General features: G+C 34.2%; 21 protein-coding genes and 1 pseudogene. 4 read left to right on the top strand and 18 right to left on the bottom strand.

The features are described from left to right. Nucleotides 1–11: 11 nt before the first annotated feature. Genes ACMV0E_RS04215 through cdaA form a run of 5 tightly spaced genes read right to left on the bottom strand, consistent with a single transcriptional unit; the run spans nt 12 to nt 4,235 of the window. Nucleotides 12–950 carry a bifunctional riboflavin kinase/FAD synthetase gene (locus ACMV0E_RS04215; RefSeq protein ID WP_416085120.1) on the bottom strand — a complete coding sequence of 313 codons (939 nt, stop codon included), beginning with the start codon at nt 948–950 and terminating at the stop codon, nt 12–14. Beyond that, entirely contained in the window at nt 928–1,779 is an 852-nt protein-coding gene (gene truB, locus ACMV0E_RS04210) for a tRNA pseudouridine(55) synthase TruB (protein WP_416085119.1), read from the bottom strand. Before truB ends, ACMV0E_RS04215 begins: the two co-directional genes overlap by 23 nt. After that, complete coding sequence (locus ACMV0E_RS04205; protein ID WP_416085118.1) at nt 1,742–2,215, bottom strand: methylated-DNA--[protein]-cysteine S-methyltransferase; 474 nt, start codon at nt 2,213–2,215, stop codon at nt 1,742–1,744. The genes truB and ACMV0E_RS04205 overlap by 38 nt, the downstream gene beginning before the upstream one ends. Next, complete coding sequence (locus ACMV0E_RS04200) at nt 2,215–3,399, bottom strand: CdaR family protein (protein WP_416085117.1); 1,185 nt, start codon at nt 3,397–3,399, stop codon at nt 2,215–2,217. Before ACMV0E_RS04200 ends, ACMV0E_RS04205 begins: the two co-directional genes overlap by 1 nt. Beyond that, the gene (gene cdaA / locus ACMV0E_RS04195) at nt 3,396–4,235 is read right to left on the bottom strand and encodes a diadenylate cyclase CdaA (protein ID WP_416085116.1); all 840 of its coding nucleotides are present in this window, start codon (nt 4,233–4,235) and stop codon (nt 3,396–3,398) included. Before cdaA ends, ACMV0E_RS04200 begins: the two co-directional genes overlap by 4 nt. A gap of 298 nt (nt 4,236–4,533) precedes the next feature. On the opposite strand from cdaA, the gene murJ (ACMV0E_RS04190) reads away from it, so the two are divergent. Further along, on the top strand, nt 4,534–6,075 hold the full coding sequence (gene murJ / locus ACMV0E_RS04190; RefSeq protein WP_416085115.1) for a murein biosynthesis integral membrane protein MurJ: 1,542 nt from the start codon (nt 4,534–4,536) through the stop codon (nt 6,073–6,075). Between the two features lie 35 nt (nt 6,076–6,110). After that, on the top strand, nt 6,111–6,434 hold the full coding sequence (locus tag ACMV0E_RS04185; RefSeq protein WP_416085114.1) for a hypothetical protein: 324 nt from the start codon (nt 6,111–6,113) through the stop codon (nt 6,432–6,434). On the opposite strand, the gene ACMV0E_RS04180 is transcribed toward ACMV0E_RS04185, so the two are convergent. Continuing rightward, nucleotides 6,431–6,787: a Lin0512 family protein gene (locus tag ACMV0E_RS04180; RefSeq protein WP_416085113.1), complete on the bottom strand. Its 357-nt coding sequence runs from the start codon at nt 6,785–6,787 to the stop codon at nt 6,431–6,433. The genes ACMV0E_RS04185 and ACMV0E_RS04180 overlap by 4 nt on opposite strands. A 72-nt stretch (nt 6,788–6,859) precedes the next feature. Here ACMV0E_RS04180 and ACMV0E_RS04175 point away from each other — a divergent pair. Together ACMV0E_RS04175 and ACMV0E_RS04170 are read left to right on the top strand one after the other, a co-directional pair. Then, nucleotides 6,860–7,992 (top strand): annotated as a pseudogene (locus ACMV0E_RS04175) (aldo/keto reductase). After that, entirely contained in the window at nt 7,993–8,439 is a 447-nt protein-coding gene (locus ACMV0E_RS04170) for a DUF1893 domain-containing protein (RefSeq protein ID WP_416085112.1), read from the top strand. Nucleotides 8,440–8,442: 3 nt separating this feature from the next. Here ACMV0E_RS04170 and ispH read toward each other — a convergent pair whose 3' ends face one another. The 12 genes from ispH to gcvPA are packed head-to-tail and all read right to left on the bottom strand — an operon-like array spanning nt 8,443 to nt 20,751. Continuing rightward, nucleotides 8,443–9,297 (bottom strand): 4-hydroxy-3-methylbut-2-enyl diphosphate reductase, encoded by an 855-nt coding sequence (gene ispH / locus ACMV0E_RS04165; RefSeq protein ID WP_416085111.1) that lies wholly within the window; start codon nt 9,295–9,297, stop codon nt 8,443–8,445. Continuing rightward, a complete protein-coding gene (locus tag ACMV0E_RS04160; RefSeq protein ID WP_416085110.1) occupies nt 9,267–9,875 on the bottom strand; it encodes a lysophospholipid acyltransferase family protein in 609 nt (202 codons plus the stop codon). The genes ispH and ACMV0E_RS04160 overlap by 31 nt, the downstream gene beginning before the upstream one ends. After that, nucleotides 9,832–10,524, bottom strand: a complete 693-nt coding sequence (cmk, locus tag ACMV0E_RS04155) for a (d)CMP kinase (RefSeq protein ID WP_416085109.1) — start codon at nt 10,522–10,524, stop codon at nt 9,832–9,834. The genes ACMV0E_RS04160 and cmk overlap by 44 nt, the downstream gene beginning before the upstream one ends. Then, a complete protein-coding gene (rpiB, locus tag ACMV0E_RS04150) occupies nt 10,511–10,951 on the bottom strand; it encodes a ribose 5-phosphate isomerase B (protein WP_416085108.1) in 441 nt (146 codons plus the stop codon). The genes cmk and rpiB overlap by 14 nt, the downstream gene beginning before the upstream one ends. A gap of 2 nt (nt 10,952–10,953) precedes the next feature. After that, nucleotides 10,954–12,543 (bottom strand): murein biosynthesis integral membrane protein MurJ, encoded by a 1,590-nt coding sequence (murJ, locus tag ACMV0E_RS04145; protein ID WP_416085107.1) that lies wholly within the window; start codon nt 12,541–12,543, stop codon nt 10,954–10,956. 12 nt (nt 12,544–12,555) lie between these two features. Further along, nucleotides 12,556–13,665, bottom strand: a complete 1,110-nt coding sequence (locus tag ACMV0E_RS04140; protein ID WP_416085106.1) for a glycosyltransferase — start codon at nt 13,663–13,665, stop codon at nt 12,556–12,558. Next, on the bottom strand, nt 13,658–14,860 hold the full coding sequence (locus tag ACMV0E_RS04135; protein WP_416085105.1) for an O-antigen ligase family protein: 1,203 nt from the start codon (nt 14,858–14,860) through the stop codon (nt 13,658–13,660). Before ACMV0E_RS04135 ends, ACMV0E_RS04140 begins: the two co-directional genes overlap by 8 nt. Nucleotide 14,861: 1 nt before the next feature. Beyond that, a complete protein-coding gene (locus tag ACMV0E_RS04130) occupies nt 14,862–15,323 on the bottom strand; it encodes a DUF4330 family protein (protein ID WP_416085104.1) in 462 nt (153 codons plus the stop codon). Beyond that, nucleotides 15,316–16,230, bottom strand: coding sequence for a glycosyltransferase (locus ACMV0E_RS04125; RefSeq protein WP_416085103.1), 915 nt, complete (start codon nt 16,228–16,230; stop codon nt 15,316–15,318). The genes ACMV0E_RS04130 and ACMV0E_RS04125 overlap by 8 nt, the downstream gene beginning before the upstream one ends. Further along, a complete protein-coding gene (gene argS, locus ACMV0E_RS04120) occupies nt 16,231–17,970 on the bottom strand; it encodes an arginine--tRNA ligase (protein ID WP_416085102.1) in 1,740 nt (579 codons plus the stop codon). Then, entirely contained in the window at nt 17,967–19,412 is a 1,446-nt protein-coding gene (gcvPB, locus tag ACMV0E_RS04115; protein ID WP_416085101.1) for an aminomethyl-transferring glycine dehydrogenase subunit GcvPB, read from the bottom strand. The genes argS and gcvPB overlap by 4 nt, the downstream gene beginning before the upstream one ends. A 4-nt stretch (nt 19,413–19,416) precedes the next feature. Beyond that, on the bottom strand, nt 19,417–20,751 hold the full coding sequence (gene gcvPA / locus ACMV0E_RS04110) for an aminomethyl-transferring glycine dehydrogenase subunit GcvPA (protein WP_416085100.1): 1,335 nt from the start codon (nt 20,749–20,751) through the stop codon (nt 19,417–19,419). Nucleotides 20,752–20,753: the final 2 nt, after the last annotated feature.

The following is a 20,753-nucleotide window of genomic DNA, read 5'->3' as shown; positions in this document are numbered from 1 at the left end:
TTATGAAAAGTTTAGATGATGTGTATACTTTCAATAGGATTATCTTTAAAGAACTCTCTTGTGCTTTCTATATCTATCATTACTTGATTTCTTAAGTCTTGAACCTTTTCGTACTTTATCTCGTCTCTCAATCGTTTTATAAAATAGAGCCTCAGGAATTTCCCATAGAAATTATATTCGACATCCAAAAAATGCGATTCAATTTTTATATTTTTCTTTTCCTCAAAGGTAGGATTAAAACCAACATTTGTAACTCCTTTTAAAAGAGTGCCGTTGTAATTTCCAATCGTAATATATACGCCATTTTTGGGAAGTAGTTTATTGCCATTTTCATAATTAAGATTTGCGGTTGGGAATCCGAGATGTCGTCCAAGGCCTTTACCTTTTTCAACAGTACCTTGAATAAAATATGGATGCCCCAAAAGGTTATTCCCCTCTTCAATGCTCCCATTTAAAATGAGATCATGAATTAGGGAACTTGAAATAGCAACACCATCTTTTAAGACTTTATTTGCGATTATTACATCAAAATTATAAATTTGTCCAAGCTCTTTAAGAGTATTCGCATCACCTGACTTCTTATAACCAAATCTAAAATCTTCACCAATAACAATAAATTTGCAGTTAAGAGTTTTGACGAGTTCTTCTCTTACAAACTCTTCAGGAGACATCTCCATAAGGTTTGCTTCGAGGTCTGCAATATATACATTTTCTACATTTAGCTTTTCAAAGATATATAACTTTTCGTTTAGTGTTGTAAGAAGTTTCCTTCTTGCCTCTTTAATCGGGTGATTAGAAAAAGTATAGATAACAGGACAGAGGTTTTTTTCTTCGCTTTTACTTAATAATTGTGAAATAAGGACCTTGTGTCCAAGATGAACACCATCAAACATACCAATTGCAACAGCAGTTTTCTTAGAGATACTTCTACGAAACTCTATTATCTTCATCGATTACAACCTTCGGTTTTAAGATACCTTTTATTTCACCTATACCAATTACATTATAGGTTTTGTCAAGAACAATCGCCTGGTTTAACGGCTCGGATTTTCCTAATTTAAATGCATCTCCATCAACAACAATAATAGGCATGTTAATTACTGCTTGTGGTGGGACAAGCCCTTTTGAAAAATCGCCTTGCCTTAATCTATTTATAGTAGTTGCCATAGAAATTGAGAGATTTCCAATCTTAGTACGTGTAATTGCAGAAAGCGTTGAAGGAACTCCAAGCATAAGCCCAAGTTCATAAGCAAGCGAACGCATATATGTACCTGAACTTGAAGTTACCCTTAAAACGAGTTTATTATTTTTAAAGCCCATATATTCAATTCCGAGAATCTCAACGTCTTTGAAGGTTTCAATAAAAGTTTCTTTTCTTGCAAGTTTATAGAGTTCAACGCCTCTGAGTTTTTTAGCTGAAAAAAATGGAATGCGCTGTTTTATCTTACCAACAAATTTAGGTAATGCCCTTAAAACATCTTCTTCTTTTACCAAAACATCATAAGCTCTAACGACTCTCCCAGTTATGTCCCATGTGTCGGTCTCAATTCCAAAAGTTATCTCAATTACGTATTCTTTTGTTTCAAGATTTACATACGGCAAAAGCCTTGTGTATTTTCCGAGAGCAACAAACAACAATCCTGTTGCCATTGGGTCAAGAGTCCCAAGGTGACCAACTCGCTTTTCTCCCAGAACCCTTGAAATTTCGTTTAAAAATTTCCTCGAGGTAATTCCATATGGTTTAGAGATTAACAAGAAAACGTTTGTCAACTCTTCCATTTTTTATTTCAATTCCTTCAATTTTAAGAAGCTTTTCCTTAAGTGTTAGCCCACCTGAAAAACCGTGAAGCCTTAAATTTCGATCAACTACCCTATGGCATGGGATAAGAACAGGTATAGGATTTTTTGATAAAGCAGAGCCAACAAAACGTGCATAGTTATTGGTATTAAAGACTTTTTTAGAGATGTATCCGTATGTTGCAACTGCTCCATATGGGATTTTATAAACTTCCTCAAGAACTTGACGAATTGAAGGATTAATGCTTTCAAAATCAATAGACAAAAGTCCTTTTCCCTCTTTAAGCAACCTTATAAATTCGTTAAGAAACTTCGAATTATTCTCCTCGCACTTATTTAAAAATTCAATTTTATATATTTTGTTCTCTTTTGTGTAAATCTTGAGGGGAATTCCCTCATAACAAATTTTATAGTTCATCAGTATATTTTAACCTCAACACTTGTTGGCGTAATTGTTTGAAGGATTACATTTTGAGGTAGCCCTGAAACAATGATGGGGAGTGTGTATGTACCAATATCAAGTGTAGTAGCGTCAACCGTGCATCTAATCATGTCCGAAGTAATAGTATCAATTACCTCTTTAAATCCAGCTATTATAACATTTATACTTTCTTGTGAAACGCTATACTGTCTTCCTTGAGGAGCCACAACTTTTACTTGTACCGTAAAGGTCTTTGAAACAATTGGACTTACATCAACTGTAACTTTACAGGTATTAACAGGGAAGGTTACATTATCAATTTTACTAAGTTTTACTGTAAAATCGGTTTTTGAAGTTAAAAGAGATACATCAATTGGATCAGTTGTCACAGATTTAATATTTGTGACTAAGCTAATTGGACCTGAAATAGTGATAACGGAAGGCTGTATAGATATTGACTTAATTCCAAAACCTTGAGGAGGAGAATTTTGAATTGTAGGAACAATTGGAACTGTGACGATGGTATTCTCTTCCGAAACCTTAACTTCAGCAACAACAGAAGAAGGGTTTAAGTAGACATTCTGCAAATTTGATCCATCAATTGTTTCAACCTGAACTGGTAGTACAACTGTTGTATTACCTGTAATCTTTGAGACATCTATTGAAATGTATACTCGTTTTATCTTTGAGAGTTCAGAGCTAGGTCCAAATGCAACAACTGAACTTGGCGAAACAATAGGAAGTGAGGGGAAAAACTGGGTTGTTTGCGTTGCATTGATAAATTCTGAAACTACTGGAAATTTTTTACTTGAAATACTTTCAAGAACTACCTTTATTTTGTCAGGCGTAAAAGATTTTATCCTTATAGCAGAGGAAGGCGGTGTAACTTCAACATCTACAAGGAATTCGCCTTCTTTTTTATTTAACAAGTTAACAGTCGCAACAAAATCTGAATCCTTCAGCCCAAGAATAACCTTACTTGGCCCTTCTGCAACAACAGATACAGTTTGAAGAGCATTTGAAATATATGACTCGCTTGGGACGTTTATAGGAACAACTGGAACGTTTTTAAAAGTCTTAGATATAACAGGGCCTTGAGTTACGCTTACATAATACCATAAGCCAATTGCAAAAATTACTGCAATCACTTTTATATTGAAAATCTTACTTAAAAATTTCATCCTTTTTTCACCTTATCCTTTACTTTTAAAACCGGCCTTATCATAACTAAAAGCATCCCTCTTAGTTCAAGTGGGCTAAGATAACGAGTTAGTTTTCCACGCACTGCAAGAGAAATTATACCAGTCTCTTCAGACACAACAATGGCAACAGCATCACTTTCCTCTGTTATCCCACAAGCTGCCCTATGCCTTGTGCCTATATCTTCTTTTTCAAGCTCCTTATCCATAGAAAGAGGAAGCACACACCGAGCTGCTGCAATCTTATCGCCTCTTATAATTGTTGCTCCATCATGAAGAGGAGAATTTGGAAAAAATATTGTGATAAGAGTTTCTGCTTTGACCTTTGCCCCGATCTCAACTCCTGTCTCCATATATTCAGAAAGAGGAACTTCCCTTTCTACAACAATGAGTGCCCCAATCTTATTTAAGGACATTGTATTAACGCTTTTTACAATTTCTTCAACAACGGTTCTATAATCCTCTTCTCCTTCAAGAGATTCTTGAAGTTTAATATTTTTACCTAAACCTGTGAACCATTTCCTCAACTCAGGCTGAAATACAACAACCAAAAGATAAGGGAGAAACATAAAAGAGTAAGTGATTAAATTACTTGCAAGAAAATGAAGAGTCGTTAATCCAATCTTGTCCGAAAGATACGAAACCAAAAATACTCCTACAAAATATAACGCTATACCCTCTGCAAGTTGAAGTGTTCTTGTGTTTTGAATAGCTCTTAGAATAACATAAAAGATAAGACTCACAATGAGTATATCCACAACATTGAGAATAATTGTCATTGCACTTATGTCTCTAAAAGTATTAATCAACAAATTCATATCAACATATTTTCTCATAAAATGCATTTTTTGCAATACCTTCTATAAGTCTTTACGCCTTTAGATATATTCAGGAATGCCTTACTTAAAAAAATAAGTTTATTAAGTTATAGACTTGTATATCGTCTTACATTTTTAGTGGAAATAGTAGAAAATTTGCGGAAGGCTATGTGTTATAGAATTACATATCCTGCTAAAGAAACCCTATTAAGATCGAAAAGTATAATATCTCAATCCCTCCATATGAAAATTCTTTAAAATCTGAATCAGAAAGTTAGTTTTTGTGTATAATTACATTATGAAGAGAACACAAACACCAGAGATTGCCTCGATTTTATTTGCTCTTTCAAATGTGATAAGTAAACTTTTGGGATTTGTAAGAGACCTTTTCCTCAGTAACTATTTTGGTGTTTCTAAAAGTGTTGATGCGTTATCTGCAACGTTACCTATTAATTCAATTTTTCAAAACTTGATGACCTCTGCAATTGTTGTATCTTTCATTCCGCTTTTTCTTGAGGAAATTGCAAATGATAGAGTAAAGGCTGAAAAAGACTTAAGTGCACTTTTCAATTTACTATTTATTATATTTTTAATTTTAGCAATAGTTCTTATGGTTTCTTCGAATGCGCTTGTAAATATTCTTGCACCGGGATTCAAGGATGAAACTCTGCGTAATATAATGGGAAAACTCATAGATTTTGTTTCAATATCTGCTTTTTTGTGGGCAATTGTTGGATTTCTTTTTGGTGTTGCCCAGTCAAAGAAACACTTTTTTATAACAGCATTTACACCACTTCTTGCAAATTTGTTCACAATTTTTGGTCTTGTATTCTTTCATAAAACATTTGGAATTTATTCATACGTAATAGGAATGAATATTGGGCTTCTCTTACAATTTCTTGTAATGGCATATTACTCCAAAAAGTATCTAAACTTGAAATTTGGTATGTATTTCTCGGTAAGCAGAAACCTTTTAAGTCGCCTTTTTGTTTTATCCTTACCTTTAATTCTTTTACAACTAACAAATTATTTTGTAACGCTCCTTTCAAATAGGATCGCTTCAACCCTTTCTGAGGGAAGTATTGCATCCATTCAATACGCAAACAAATTAAGACAACTCTGGGTAAGTTTACTTACTGTACCAATTGCAACTGCCTATTATCCTTTTTTATCTGAGGCTGCTATCACCGGTAATTTTGATCGGTTATCACAAATTTTTAGAAGAAGCGCTGAATTTGCACTTATTCTTGGCATACCGATAACAGTTGTATCTTTTGCGTTTGCAAATCCTATTGTACAAATTGTTTTTAAGCGTGGCGCTTTTAACGAAGAAGCAGTTATTCTTACAACGCTTGCATTTAAGTATTTCTCAATAGGTATTTTTGCCCTTATGATTACAACCCTTGCGATGAGAGTACTTTATGCCCTGAAAGAGATGTATCTTGTACTTCTTGTTTCAGTTGTTATTGCGGTAATTAACATTCTACTTTTTTATCCTCTTGTTAAAGTATTTGGACACGCTGGAATACCTTTTGCAATAAGCATAGGGATTATTATAGAAACAATTGCATTTTTGATTGCACTTGAGATTAAAACACATATAAAACTTGGGGAATTTTTCATCTCAGTTTTGAAGATTACTGTTCCAAGTTTAGTAAGCGTAATTTTAATGTATTTTATTTATAACATTGCAATAAGATTTATCGGAAATGCAAAAACACTAAATATACTTGTATCATTTACCATAAGCGCGGTAGTCTTTATTATTTCGTATTTTATTTTGCTAAAAATTTTTAAAGTTGAAGAACTTGATACAATCATAAAAATCTTCAACAAATAGATTTAGTAAAAGTAAAGTTTTTGGTAAAATAAAGTGTGGAAAAGTTTGATATAGAAGACATAAATAAAAATAGATATGTTGCATGCATTAGTTATGTTTCAATACTTTTTATCCTTCCTCTTTTGCTTGTAAAAGATAGTCCTTTTGTTAAAGAACACGCAAAACAGGGTTTTATACTTTTCCTTTTGGAAATAATGGGCTCGACAATTTACTACTTTCCAATTTTTGGAAAAATTTTAGGTAGCATTATTCTTATCCTTTGCCTAATAGCTTCGTTTATCGGGTTTTTGGTTGCTCTTACGGGTGGTTTTATTGAATTCCCAATAATTTACGATCTTGCAAAAGAAGTTAAAATTTAAATCTTAACACTCACCGTAATGCTTGCAACTGCCATAATAATTTCAGTATTTTTATCGTTAAACTCCTCCATAATCGCACCATAATCTATTAGACCACCCTTTATAACCTTTATGGATAGATTCTTTTTGATGGGAAACGCTTCCATAAGGCGATTCATATCAACATTTTCTGGATAAGGTACACCAAGAAGTGCATCAATTTTAAAATCCTTTATATTCAATTCAAGAAGACCGATAATATACACTCGAGAGATTGCATCTTTAACTGCCTTGATGCATGCATTCGTTGGATCCTGCCCGTGGGAATCAACACCAAATCCAAACTCCATAACAAATCTTTTGTACTCTGCCATTTTTACCTCCTTGTTTAAATAATTGCAATATTATTGTATAATTAGAAAACAATTTTGAAAGAAGGTGGCAAAATGTCTCTAAGAAAATTTGGGAAAACCGAAGAATACTTATTCCCTCTTGGATTTGGTACAATGAGACTACCCACGATTGGAGGAGATAACTCGAAAATAAATACAGACGAAGCAATAAAAATGATTCGCTTTGCAATCGATAACGGACTTAATTACGTGGATACGGCTTATCCATATCATGGTGGTAATTCAGAAATTGTAGTTGGACTTGCATTAAAAGACGGCTACAGAAAAAAGACAAACATTGCAACAAAACTCCCAACTTGGCTTATAAACGAAAAAAGCGATCTCGATAAATATCTCTTCGAACAACTAAAGAAACTTCAAACGGATTATATTGATTTTTATTTACTTCACACGCTTGATAAAGGACTTTTCCAAAAAATGGTTGAGGTAGAAGCAGTATCGTGGGCAGAGAAGAAAATAAAAGAAGGGTATATTAAGTATCTCGGATTTTCATTCCACGACGAATTTCCAGTCTTTAAAAGTATTGTTGATTATTATCCAAACTGGACTTTTGCTCAAATTCAGTTAAACTACCTTGATACAGAATACCAAGCGGGGCTAAAAGGATTGAAATATGCACACGAAAAAGGACTTGCAGTAATTATAATGGAGCCTTTAAGAGGTGGCGAACTTGCAAACCTACCACCAAGAGTTGAGGAAGTTTTTAAAAGCGTTAATCCTAATCGCCCAATTGTTGAATGGGGTTTTGACTTTTTGTGGAATATGCAAGAAGTCTCACTTGTTCTAAGTGGAATGAGCACGATGGAACAAGTAAAAGAAAATATCGAATATGCAAAAAGAGCCTATATCGGAATGCTTACAGATTCAGAACTTGAGGCATATAAAAAAGCTGCAAATTTAATAAGTGAATTGCGTCCAATTGGATGCACGGGGTGTGGATACTGTCAACCTTGTACAGTAGGAATTAACATACCTGGTATCTTTGACATATACAATAAAGGCTATCTTTTTCAAAATATGGAACGAGCGAAAAAAGATATTCATTTGAGAAAGTTAAGGCAACAGAGTGTATCGAATGTGGGAATTGTGAAGCGCAATGTCCACAAGGTCTTCCAATTATACAACTTCTTAAGAAAGTGCATAGGGAATTTACTACTGGTGCATAAATGAAAAATTGCTCTCCTCAAAACCTTGTTAAAAAGGCAATTATTGAGGCAAAACTTAATCTTGCTATTTTCGAGGAAAATGAACTTATATACTCGGATGCAAAGTCAGGGATTTCTCCTATATTTAACTTTGTAAAAGAAAACCTCAACAAAGTTGATAATTTAAAAAACTTATACATAGGGGATAGAATAGTCGGTAAAGCAGGAGCAATGCTTACAGTATTGTTAAAACCCCATTATATTTATGCACATGTTTTAAGTAAAAGTGGTAAAGAGATTCTTGAAAGATACAAAATTAATTTTGAATTTGGCACATTAACGGACTATATCATAAATCGTGACAAAACAGGATTATGCCCCTTTGAAAATGCAGTATTAAATATTGAAGACCCGCTTGTTGCTATAAACGAGATTGAAAAAACGCTTAAGAAGCTTCCAAGAACATAAATCCTAAGGAAGATCTTCAAGAAATTCTACAATTTCCTTTATAATGTATTCAGGCGTTGATGTACCAGAAACGATGCCAATTTTCAGGCATTTGGATAACTCGTATTTTTTTAATTCCTCTGCGTCTTCTACAAAGAAAGTATTTTTATTTATCCTTATTGCAATTTCATAAAGCCTGTTTGTATTTGCAGAGTGTTTGCCACCAACTACAATAACGCAATCAACTGATTGTGCTAAAGCTTCTGTTTCTTGTTGCCTATTAACTGTTTCGGGGCAAATTGTATCAAAGAACCTAAATTCAAAAGAGTGCTTTAGGAAAAATTGAGAGACATTAAACACAAGGAATCTTGAAACAGTTGATTGGGATACAAGGGCAATTTTTGGTAAGTGTTCATTTTCAAATTGATTAAGTTCGTGTAAATCCGAAATTACAGCAAAAAGATTTTCTCCTGCGGTTTCCTTAAGTACTTTTGTTTCTCTATGTCCTTTTTCACCAACAACAACAATTTTATAATCTTCACTTTTAAGCTTCTTAATAATATTAATAGTCCTTATAACAAAGGGACATGTTACATCGATAATTTTCTCAAATCTTTTCTTTAAATTTCCTACTTCTTCATCTGTTGCGCCATGTGCTGGGAGAACGACAAATTCACCTGAATCATTTGGCTTTGCTACTTTCACCCCTAGCGCCTTAAGACGTGCCATTTCTCTTTCATTATGGAGAATTGAGTCTACAGTAAAAATGCCTTTTGATTGTCTTGTTAAGTTTTCGACAATGCTAACTGCACGCTCAACACCTGAACAAAAACCAACCGACTTTGCAACTATGATAGTTCTTCTGCCTTTATTATGCATTCCTGAATTTTCTCCATAAGATAATCTGTCGCCTTTTCGTAATAATCCTCATCATTGGGATTAAATATTTCGTAAGGTTTTATAGGTTCTCCAAAATATACGGCAAGTTTTGTCCGCTTTACATGGATAAACCTTCTTCCAAGCCCCACAATGGAAGCAGGCACTATAGGAACTTTTGCAATAGTTGAGAAATAAACTGCACCTCTTTTTCCTTTGAGAAGCTCTCCTGTTTTAGACCTTGTCCCCTCTGGGAAAAGAAGCAATGGATAGCCTTTTTTAAGTACTTCTAATGAAAGCCTTATCGAAGATAATTCTGGTTTTTCACGATTTACAGGAATACCACCAAGTGATTTTAAAATTTGCACAAAAATTTTGGTTTCAAAAAGCTCTTTCTTTGCAAATGAATACATCCTTTTTGGTAAGGCAGCACCAATAAGAGGAATGTCAAGCCAATGTGTATGATTTGGAGAGACAATATATCCACTATCCTTTGGTAAATGTTCTACTCCTAATACTTTAAAGTTATAAAATATTTTAAAATAGAGAATCGCTATAATTTTGAGAATTCCGTAAAGCATATTCCTTACCCTTTATAAACTCCATTATTAAAGTAATCACTTCATCAATCGTTAAATTTGTCGTATCAATTACATAGGCATCTTCAGGCACAGTTAATGGGGCAACACTTCTTGAGGAATCGATAATATCACGCATCTTCAAATTTTCATAAACCTCTTGATATGTTGTGTCTACACCTTTAAGAATAAGTTCTTTAAAACGTCTCGAGGCACGCTCTTCCAGTGTTGCTGTAAGAAATATTTTTAAAAATGCATTTGGTAGCACTACAGTTCCAATATCGCGCCCAACCATGACAACATTACTCTTATCAGCAATTCTTTGAAGTTCTTTAGTTATTACTTCACGTACTGCCGGATCTTCGGATACAGGAGAAACAAGTACATCTATACTTTTATCTCTCAATTTTGAAAGAGAAACTTCATTTCCATTAAGAAAAATTTTTCCCTCTTTTATATCCACGTTAAAATCTGATACTGCCAAAGGATATTCCTCTTTTTTAAGGCCCTTCAGAACGGCGTTAAGAGTTGCAAGCCTATAAAGAAGACCACTATCAATAAATTCGTAATTTAGGCGTTCTGCAAGGATTCTCCCAACGGTTGACTTACCAGAAGAGGCAACTCCATCAATTGCGATTTTACGAGTTTTCATAATCTCTAATCTTATTTATCCTTCGTTCGTGTCTGCCGCCCTCAAATTTTGAGCTTAGCCAAACATCAACAATTTCTTTTGCAACTTCATCTCCCACAACACGTCCACCCATACAGAGGATATTTGCATTATTATGTTCACGTGATGCATGAGCTGTATAAAGGTCATTGCAAAGTGAAGCTCTTATTCCCTTTACCTTGTTTGCAGATATACTCATACCTACGCCTGTTCCACAGATAAGAATACCAAAATCAAAATCGCCTTTTGAAACTGCTTCTCCAACTTTAAAGGCATAGTCAGGGTAATCAACGCTTTCCTCTGTATAAGTTCCGAAATCTTCGACGTCAACTCCCTTTGTTTTTAAAAAATTTTTTATAATTTCTTTTAATCTAAAACCTGCATGGTCTGAACCAATTGCTATTTTCATAATTACCTCCTAAATCTTTTAAGTGTAGTTTTTAAAAAACCAAAAGCATAAGAAAACGCAATATCAAAAATCTCACTTCTTACAAGTTTACCAATCCCAACATAAATTATAAATAAGATTATACCTAACCCAATACTTCTCAAAAATACAGTTAAAGCGTGTGCCTTTATCGGAATAAATCTCAAAGATAGATACGCAAGGATTGCCATAAGTGCACCAACAAAAAACGCTTTAAAGAGTTCTAAAAGAAGATTCCTTAAATATTTTGAATCGAAATAATGCCTATTTATGCTATAAAGGATGTATTGCACAAGGGAAATATAGGTTACAATAGTTGTTGCAAGAGCAATACCAGGAGCTCCCATTATCTTTGCAAGTACTATGTCTAACACAAGGTTTAAGCCAACGCTAACCCAACTTATAAACATTGGAGTTTTTGTATCTTTATAAGTAAAGAATGCCCTCCTAAACAAATCCGCAAGGGTAATACCCAAGAGTCCTAAAGAGTACATAAGAACGTTTGAAGTTGTTAACAGCGCTGAAGATTCGTTGAATGCACCTCTTTCGAATAAAACTCTTACTATAGGGCGTGCCCAGACTGAAAAATAAACCGTAAATGGAATCATAATAAAAACAAGGACATAAAAGGCTTTTTTGAAAAGACGTGCATATTCTTCATTATTTTTACTTACCACATGCGATGAAAGTGTAGGGTAAACTGCAGTTGTAAGTGAAACACCGATAAGTGAATAAGGTATAAGATAAACAGTTTGTGCATATGAAAGAGAGGCAATTGCACCATATGGTAGATAGGATGCAACAGTTTTATCAACAATCTGATATAACACGCTCATTCCTGAAACAACCATTGCGGGTATCATAAGATTTGTAAACTCCTTAAAACCAGCCCAATCAATCTCTTTTACATCGTATTGCCTGAAAAACTTCCATCTAAAATACAAAAAAGAGAAGAGTAAGAAAAAGTAAACCAAACCAAATAGATCTTGACCAAGAACTCTACTGTAAATTCCAATTTTAGGTGCAAGTAACAATAGAGTAATGGGAATAACAAAATTAGCAACAAGACCTGCAACAGCAGGATACAAAAATTGTTTTTCTGCCTGAAAAACTCCTGTAAAGAAACCTGTCATAATGTTAAGGAATCCAAAAACAGCAAGCATTTTAACGAATGCCGACGCATAAGCAAATCTATCTGAAGTTAAACCTGATGCAACTATCTTCACAAATACAGGACTAAATATCACAAGAAGAAGTGTTATAAAAAATAGGATAACACTATAAATGAAGAAGAGTTGACTTACAAAAATTTTACCCTTATCATTTCCTTGTCCTTTTTTCTCGGTATACATTCTTACAATAATAGTTTGCATACCAGAGGCAAAAATACCTAAAATCATATTGGGAATAATAAGCGCAACCTCAAAGGCATCCATTTGTGGGGATGTGCCAAAGTATTTAGCAGTAAGCATATCTCGCACATAGCCCACAATTTTACTTAACAAGGACACAATCGCTGTGATAATTGCTGCTTCTTTTATTGTTTGGCTTCTGAGAATTCTTCTCTTATCCATTTTTTAGAATCCTCAATGAATCAATTCCTCAACAATATCCAAAATCTGTCTATTTCGATTTTCCCAAGAAAACTCTTTCGCATAGATCGCTCGTTTTACACGTTTTTCAATCGAATCTTCAGAAATTGCAAGTTCTACTTTGCGCAAAAATTCTTCTTTTGTTTGTGCCACATAAATTGGAAGGCTACTAACATTTCCAACAGGAGTCGAAACAACTGGAAGACCAGAAGCAAGATATTCATAAGCTTTAAGTGGGTCAATCTTTTTTGTTAAATCGTTTAGCTTAAATGGAATGATAGCAACAGATGATTCCCATAAGATTGGAGCAAAGCTCTCCTGTGTCAATTTCCCCAGGAACTTTATATTTTTCCCTGTAAGAAGAGCAGATATATCAACTGATGTAAAGCCAATGAGCAATATTTCAAAATCAGAAAGATGTTCCGAAAGAAATTTAATCAATTCAAGGTCAAACCAACTCGAAATTGCTCCAACATAAACTATTTGTTTTTTAATTTTTAATGCATCTTTTATTTCGAGCCACTTCGAAAAAAGTGCATAATCCACACCATTTGGAATTTGAATAGGCGCTTTTCCAAATGCTGTAAGTTTTTCTTTTAACAGCGAATTCCCTGTTGTAATTACCACATCTGAAATTTTAACTGTTCTTCTTTCAAGTTCATTTACAAATTGTGGATTAATTAGTCCCCCAAAACTTGCATGATCATCAACGCAGTCATAAATAACCTTTGCGCCAAAACGTTTCAAAGCCTGTGGAAAAAAGGGGATATAAGTAAAAACCAAGTTCGGCTTAAAAGATATTTCGTTTAGATAGGATGTTATAATCCTAAAATAAATTTCCTCATCGAGTTTATTAAAAAGTGGGTATTTTTTAAAAAAAGGAAGAATCGGAAAAGTTCTTAATACATAAAAATTCTCTGAAACCTTTTCAAGCCTAATTTTTTCAACCTTAAAATCTTTCTTTAGATATGCAAGATATGTGTGTGGTGAATCCACATAAACTACTCTAAAGCCATTTTCGCTTAGATATTTCGAAAATCTTGTTTTCCTTGAAGGAAAATCACCATACCTATTTGAAGATAAAAAAAGCACATCCTTAGTCATTCAAAACCTCAGAAAGCGCAGAAATAACCCAAAAATTGAGGGTAATTCCCCATACATCAAATAGGTTTTCTACAAATATATGAATTAAAATCGCAAGAATCGAAGTTCCAAGAAAAAGATAAATGAGTTTTTTCTCTGAGAAAAACTTATATACAAAGTTTGCAAAACCATAAGATATAAAGAGAACAAAAGATATAATACCTAAAAAACCAGTTTCAGCAAATACATTCACATAAACGCTGTCCATTGAGGTATATGAAAAATAGCCGTACTTCTGTCCTGCAGAACTTCCGAAGGTACCAAGACCTGAACCAAAAAGAGGGCGTTCAAATCCATTTACAAGCCCATACTTCCATCTAAAAAGACGCCCACCTGAATAAAGACTCTTCTGAATATAACTTGGGTCAACAAGAGAAATGATTCTAAGCCTCAAAACAGGAATAATGTAAATCGCAAAAAATCCCAAAAAAACGAGGCTTATTGCAATTATAGGAGAAAATGTTGCAAACGCTGTGAAAAGTGAGCCAAAGGCACCAAGCCAACCACCGCGTGAAAATGTCAAAAGCAACCCGCCTAAAATTGAAAAAGATGCAACTAAATATAACGCTTTCTTTATATAATCTTTATGTTCAAACACATAGTAAAAAGCAACAGGAAGACCCAATTCAAGGTAACCTGCAAGGACGTTAGGTGATCCTACAACAGAAAAAGCCCTTGTATAAATAGATGTTCCTTCAAGATCTTTATCAACCCACTGTGCAGGAGTTGGCACTTTCTTTACATATTGATATATGCCATGAAGACCAAGCAAAACTGATGAAAAAACAAGAGATTTAAGGTAAAAATGTATTTCATCTTTGTTTGGATTAATGAGAAATACTGCAATAAAGACAAAAAATGGCTCAAGCAAAAGTCTAAACTGGTGTTGAAATGCAAGGAAAAGGTAATTATTAAATACAAAACCTAAAATAGATACACTTGCAAAAAGAATCGCAAATAATACACTTGGTAGAATTACAAGATCTTTAATCCTCTTATAACCTACAAAAACTGAAAACAAAAAGAACGTTAAAATCAAAAGGTCATCCCAAAAACTTCCAAGTTTAGGAACTTTTTTAAAAACATAATTTATCCAAGGATAGAACGCAATAAGGAAGAGAAATGTCTTCCTTAAAAGAGAGTTTACCTTTTCCATACTATTTTACATCTTTAACAGTTAGCACGGTAACCCAAAGCTTCCAGTTTTCTCCATAAAGTGCAAGATGGGCTCCTGCCATAATGAGATCTTTTCCATAAGGATATGCCCACGCATATTTTTTGTCCAAAGACTTTGCTGTAATATAAACATCTTTTAGCTTTGAAGTATTTTCAACATAAAGAAGATTCTGATCGTAGTAAACATATTTTGCCTCGCTTGGAACAACTTTTACATCTGTAACCTTAAAGCATTTTTTCCCTTGGGAGTCATAAAGAGTGTCTCCAACTTTAATCATCTCTGCTGTTTCAGGTCTAATTGCTTCCGCAAGGAATGTTGCCTCAATATAGTTTCCCTGCGCCAAAATTTCTTTATTTTTAGGATTTAATATCTTGTACAATCCCAGAAGAATTGCAAGCACAAAAATAACCAAAACAATTGATACTAAAAATTTTTTATACACTTTGCACCTCCAATCGCTCTTTCAATCCGTCAATTATACCACGGAAAAAGTGTTTAAGAAATTCTTTTTTGTCATCATAAAAGAAAATAATTGATAAAAATCTTTTAAAAATAAACAAGGGGAGAAATAACAGATAAAAATTAACAGGTTTGAGGAACTTTTTCTGAACAACGATATTATTTCTTGTGCCAAGATACATTCTATAAGGTCTGCTGGATAGCAATGTAAAAGTTTTTCCAAACATTTTAACCTGTTTTCGAAATTCTATAGGATGGTAAATCTTGCTTTTAGAAATAGCAAAGCCTCTAAAACCAGCGTTCCTTGCTCTTAAAACAAATTCTGTATCATCATACCAACCCCACAATCTGCCATCAAAAAAACCAACAGATTCAAATACAAATCTTGGAAGGAATAACCCATTCATCGGCGCAATATCATACTCAAAATAATCCTTGAGGAATTCTCTATCGCTTATTTTCTGTGTAATACCTGTAGTGTTGTTGTAGCGCAATAAATTGTAAAATGGCTTTGAAAACTCTCTATCGCCATAAGTTACTGAGCTTAAAATTAGCTTTTGAAATTCTATGTGTAACTTATCGTAAAATTCAATTAGCATTGAAAGTGCATCCTTTGAAACAATAACATCATCATCAAGCATCCATACAAAATCGTATCCATTTTTATAAGCATACCTCTGTCCTGTTTCGGCACCACCTGCGGGACCTAAGTTTTTATCAAGTCTTAAATATTTAACTGGATATCTTTGAACTAAATCTTGAGTCCCATCAGTTGATGCGTTATCAACCACAATTATTTCTGGGACAATTTTACCATCTAAAATTGACTCAATACACTCTTTTAAAAGCTCTTTTCTATTGTAAGTAATAACAATTGATGCAACTTTCATTCACATATGCTCTTTCTTCTCAATTCCCATTAGGTCAAAAAGAAAGCCCAAAACAATCAAAGAAGCCTTAACTAAAATGAAACGCTTTGTCCTCACTTTTGGGTTTTCCTCACCTAAAACTCTGTAATTTTGATAAAAGAAATTTATGTCCCTTGCAATATCCAATGTAAAAGTGGGAATTCTATGAACAGCGTAATCTAAAGAAATATCATCAAGTATTGAATTTAGATAGAAAATACTATTAAAGATTCTTCTTTCAACTGGATCTATAGGTTCGTTAAATGCAGAGTCAAAATCCAAAAACTCAACACCCCTTTTTTTTGCCTCTTCTACGATATTGTGTAACCTTGCATAGGTATACTGTACATAGAATACAGGGTTATCAAACGATTGTTTAAGTGCAAGATCAATGTCAAAATTAAGATGGGTATCCGCACTTTTCATAAGGAAAAAGAATCTTGCTGCATCTTTCCCAACTTTTTCAATAAGATCGCTTAATGGGTAAAATTTTCCTGTATGCTTTGACATCATTACTTCAACACCATTTTCAAAGAAATGAACGATTTGATACAGGATTACATCGAGAAAATCACCGCCAATACCAACACCTTCAAGAAGTGCTTTCATCGTAATAACATGCCCAAAGTGGTCTGCACCCCAAACATCAATTGCTTTTGAGTGTCCACGTTTAAATTTATCAACATGGTATGCAATATCTGTCAAGGTATATGTTGGCTCACCCGTTGCCTTTACAAGAACTCTATCCTTGTCATCTTTAAACTGAGTCGCCTTAAACCACCAAGCACCATCCTTCTTGTAAAGAAGATTTCTTTCCTTTAACACAGAGAGTACTTGAGAAAGACGCTCAGGAATTTCTAAATCTTCTTCTACTTTTACGAGTTTCCCTTCATAAAGTGAAGATTCAAAGAAAACATTATCGTAATAAACACCAAATAGCCTTAATGATTCTAAAATACTTGGAAAGTCAAATTTTAAATTTTTCCTAAGAGTTTTAAGTTCTTCAATATTAGAATTGGCATCTCCAAGAAGGATATACTCGCCAAGAATTTTAAAAACCTCAATTTGCTTCTTGTAATCATAATGCAAAAATCTATCTTTGAAAATTTCTGTAAGCACATCGGCAATTCGCTTGATGTAGTCGCCTGCATAACCTTCTTCGGGAAACTCTAATTCTTTTCCAAAATTTTTAAGATACCAGTATCGGATAGATTGTGCAAACAGATCCATTTTGTTTCCCGCATCATTTACATAATATTCTTTTTCAACTTCATAACCACGACTCTTTAAAACATTCGAAACAACATCACCTATTACAGCACCACGACCGTTTCCTACATGAAGTGGACCTGTGGGATTTGCGGAAACGAATTCAACCTGAATTTTTTTATCTAAAGGTTCTTTTATGAAATATTTGCTTTTTTTATCTAAAAGTTCTTTAAGGAATTCTTTGTAAAATGTATTTCCAAGTTTTATGTTTATATAGCCACCATCATTTGAAAGGTTTTCAAAATATGGAAGATTAAGGTATTTTATAAGCTCATCTGAAATGTCTTTCGGCGACTTTTTTAATGCCTTTGCTAACTTGAAGGATATGTTCAGTGAAAAGTCACCAAAATTTTCAGGTGCAATAAGCAACTTAAAGTTTTTATCGTAATCAACATATTTCAGAGGCTCGGAGAGAGCCACTGAAATTTCATTTTGTAGTTTATATATGTTCATTTTTCTTTATACACTAAAATTGGTTCTCTGTTTGCTTTCACCTCATCAGGTCTTGAAACATAAGTTATATGAGGCGCTTCCTTAAGAAGTTCTGGATTTGTTTTAGCTTCATTAGAAATCTTTATCATTGCATCAATAAATTCGTCAATTGTCTCTTTTCCTTCAGATTCGGTTGGCTCGACCATGATTGTTTCTTGAGCATAGGGTTCGAAATGCGGGAAGTAAATTGTTGGGGGATGGAAGCCATAATCAATAAGCCTCTTTGCAATATCAAGTGTCTTAACTCCGTATTCTTTATAGTCTCTTCCCGTAAGGACACACTCATGCATGCAGAATCTGTCGTAGGCAGGCCTATAATACTTTTTGAGTTTTGCAAGGACATAATTTGCATTAATAACAGAAGTTTCTGAAACCATTTTTAAGCCATCATTACCCATTGAGAGAATCCACGCATATGCCTTTACAAGCACCGTAAAATTGCCAAAGAAGGCTTTTACTCTGCCAATAGATTTACGAGGTTCCTCAAGCCCAAAGTATTTTCCACAATTACAAACCAAAGGTGATGGTAGAAATTCAGCAAGATTCTTTTTAACACCTACAGCACCAGAGCCAGGACCTCCAGAACCATGAGGAGTTGAGAAGGTTTTATGAAGGTTAAGATGCACTATATCAAAACCTGCATCTCCAGGACGAACAATCCCCAAAAGTGCATTGAGATTTGCACCATCGTAGTAAAGAAGACCACCTTGTGAATGAACAACCTCTGCAATTTCTTGAATTTGTCTTTCAAAAAGTCCAACAGTATTTGGGTTAGTAAGCATTAAACCTGCAGTATCTTCATCCATCTTAGCCTTAAGGTCATCAAGATCAATATTTCCAACTTCATTTGACTTCACCTCAACAACCTTAAACCCAGCCATTGCAGAAGAAGCAGGGTTTGTGCCATGAGCAGAATCAGGGACAAGCATTTTGCTTCGAGATTTGCCTTGATCTTCAAAATACTTTCGCATGATAAGAACACCAACAAGTTCACCATGAGCACCTGCAGATGGCATAAGAGTGAATCTATCCATACCTGTTATTTCCTTGAGTGCCTCTTCAAGTTCATACATGAGCCTCAAGTTACCTTGAACAAATTCAAGCGGAGAAAATGGATGAGCCTGCGTAAAATTATTGAGACTTGCAAGATATTCATTTACCTTCGGATTGTACTTCATTGTACAACTTCCCAAAGGATAAAAACCATCGTCAACTCCGTAATTCAACTTCGAAAGTTTTGTAAAGTGTCTTACAACATCAACTTCTGAAACCTCAGGGAGTTCCTTTTTAGCCTTTGATAGTGCATATTCTGGAATTAAATCCTCTACAGCATAATCAAACTCGTCTTTCTTTATCGAATAACCAACACGTCCTTTAACGCTTTTTTCATATATGAGTTTCATAGTATCACCTTCCTAAGGTTTCTACAATTCTATCAAGGTCATCCTTGCTAAAGATTTCAGTTACAGCAAAAAGATATGAATTCACAAGCCCAGTAAAGAAAATGCTTAGTTTAAGCGGTGGAATTACGCTAATTTTTTTCAATCTTTCTTTTATTTCAAGTTCTTCAAGGTCAGTTTCAACTACAAATTCATTAAAGAAAGGATAATCAATACCCTTAAAGTGTCCTGTTTGTAGAAGTCTTGATCTTAAATAATGAGAGGCTTTTATGTTATATGTTGCCAAATTATAAAGACCTTCTTTTCCAAAGAGAGAAAGATATGCATCAATTGCATAGAGATTTAAGTTATGGCTCGTACAGAGATTCGACGTTGCCTTTTCACGCTTTATATCTTGTTCTCTTGAGCGTAATGTCATAACAAAGGCACGTTTCCCATTTCTATCAACTGTCTCCCCTGCAATTCTTCCTGGTAGCTGTCTAATAAAATCCATTTTGGTTGCAAGGTAACCGTTATAAGGACCACCAAAATTAAGGTCAATACCAAAAGACTGCGCTTCACCAGAGACAATATCAACACCTAAATCCTTTGGTGATTTAAGGAGAGCAAGACTTAAACTTTCCACAACAACCTGTAGAGAGAGCGCGCCAAACTCATGTGCTAATTTTGAAAACGCTTCGACATCTTCAATACCACCAAAAAAGTTTGGATTTTGAACTACAATAACAGCGGTTTCTTTATTTAAGAGATCTTTAACAACATTAACATCAGTTAGATTATCCTTGTATGGAATTTCAACAATTTCAGTTTTGTGGGGTGCAACATATGTCTTTATTGTTTCCATATATTGTGGATGAAGCAATTTAGAAACAACAATCCTATTCTTTCCTGTAAGTCTCATTGCCATTAAAACTGCTTCGGCAGTTGCAGATGCGCCATCATATATAGAAGGAACAACAGCATCAAAACCAGTAAGTCTTGATAGGTGTGTTTGAACTTCAAACATAGTTTGAAGCGTACCCTGCGCAAGTTCAGGTTGATATGGAGTATATGCAGTATAAAATTCTTCTCGTGCAAGGATTGTCTTAATAACAGAAGGCACAAAGTGCTTATAAGAACCTGCCCCTACAAGAGGCTTTAAGGATGCAAAATCAACATTTTCTCTCTCTATCCCTCTGATGTAAGCTATTAGTTCGTCTTCAGAAAGAGGACCTTTTATTTTTAAATCACCCTTGAATCTTAAATCTTTTGGAATATCACTAATAAGTTCCTCAAATGAGGAAACGCCAATTTCTTTTAGCATTTCCTCAAGTTGTTCCTTAGTGTTAGGAATGTACCTCATAG

The organism is Caldisericum insulae, assembly GCF_047785965.1.
In the GTDB taxonomy this organism is placed as follows: Bacteria; Caldisericota; Caldisericia; order Caldisericales; family Caldisericaceae; genus Caldisericum; species Caldisericum exile_A.
This window is presented reverse-complemented; position numbering and strand designations above follow the sequence as displayed.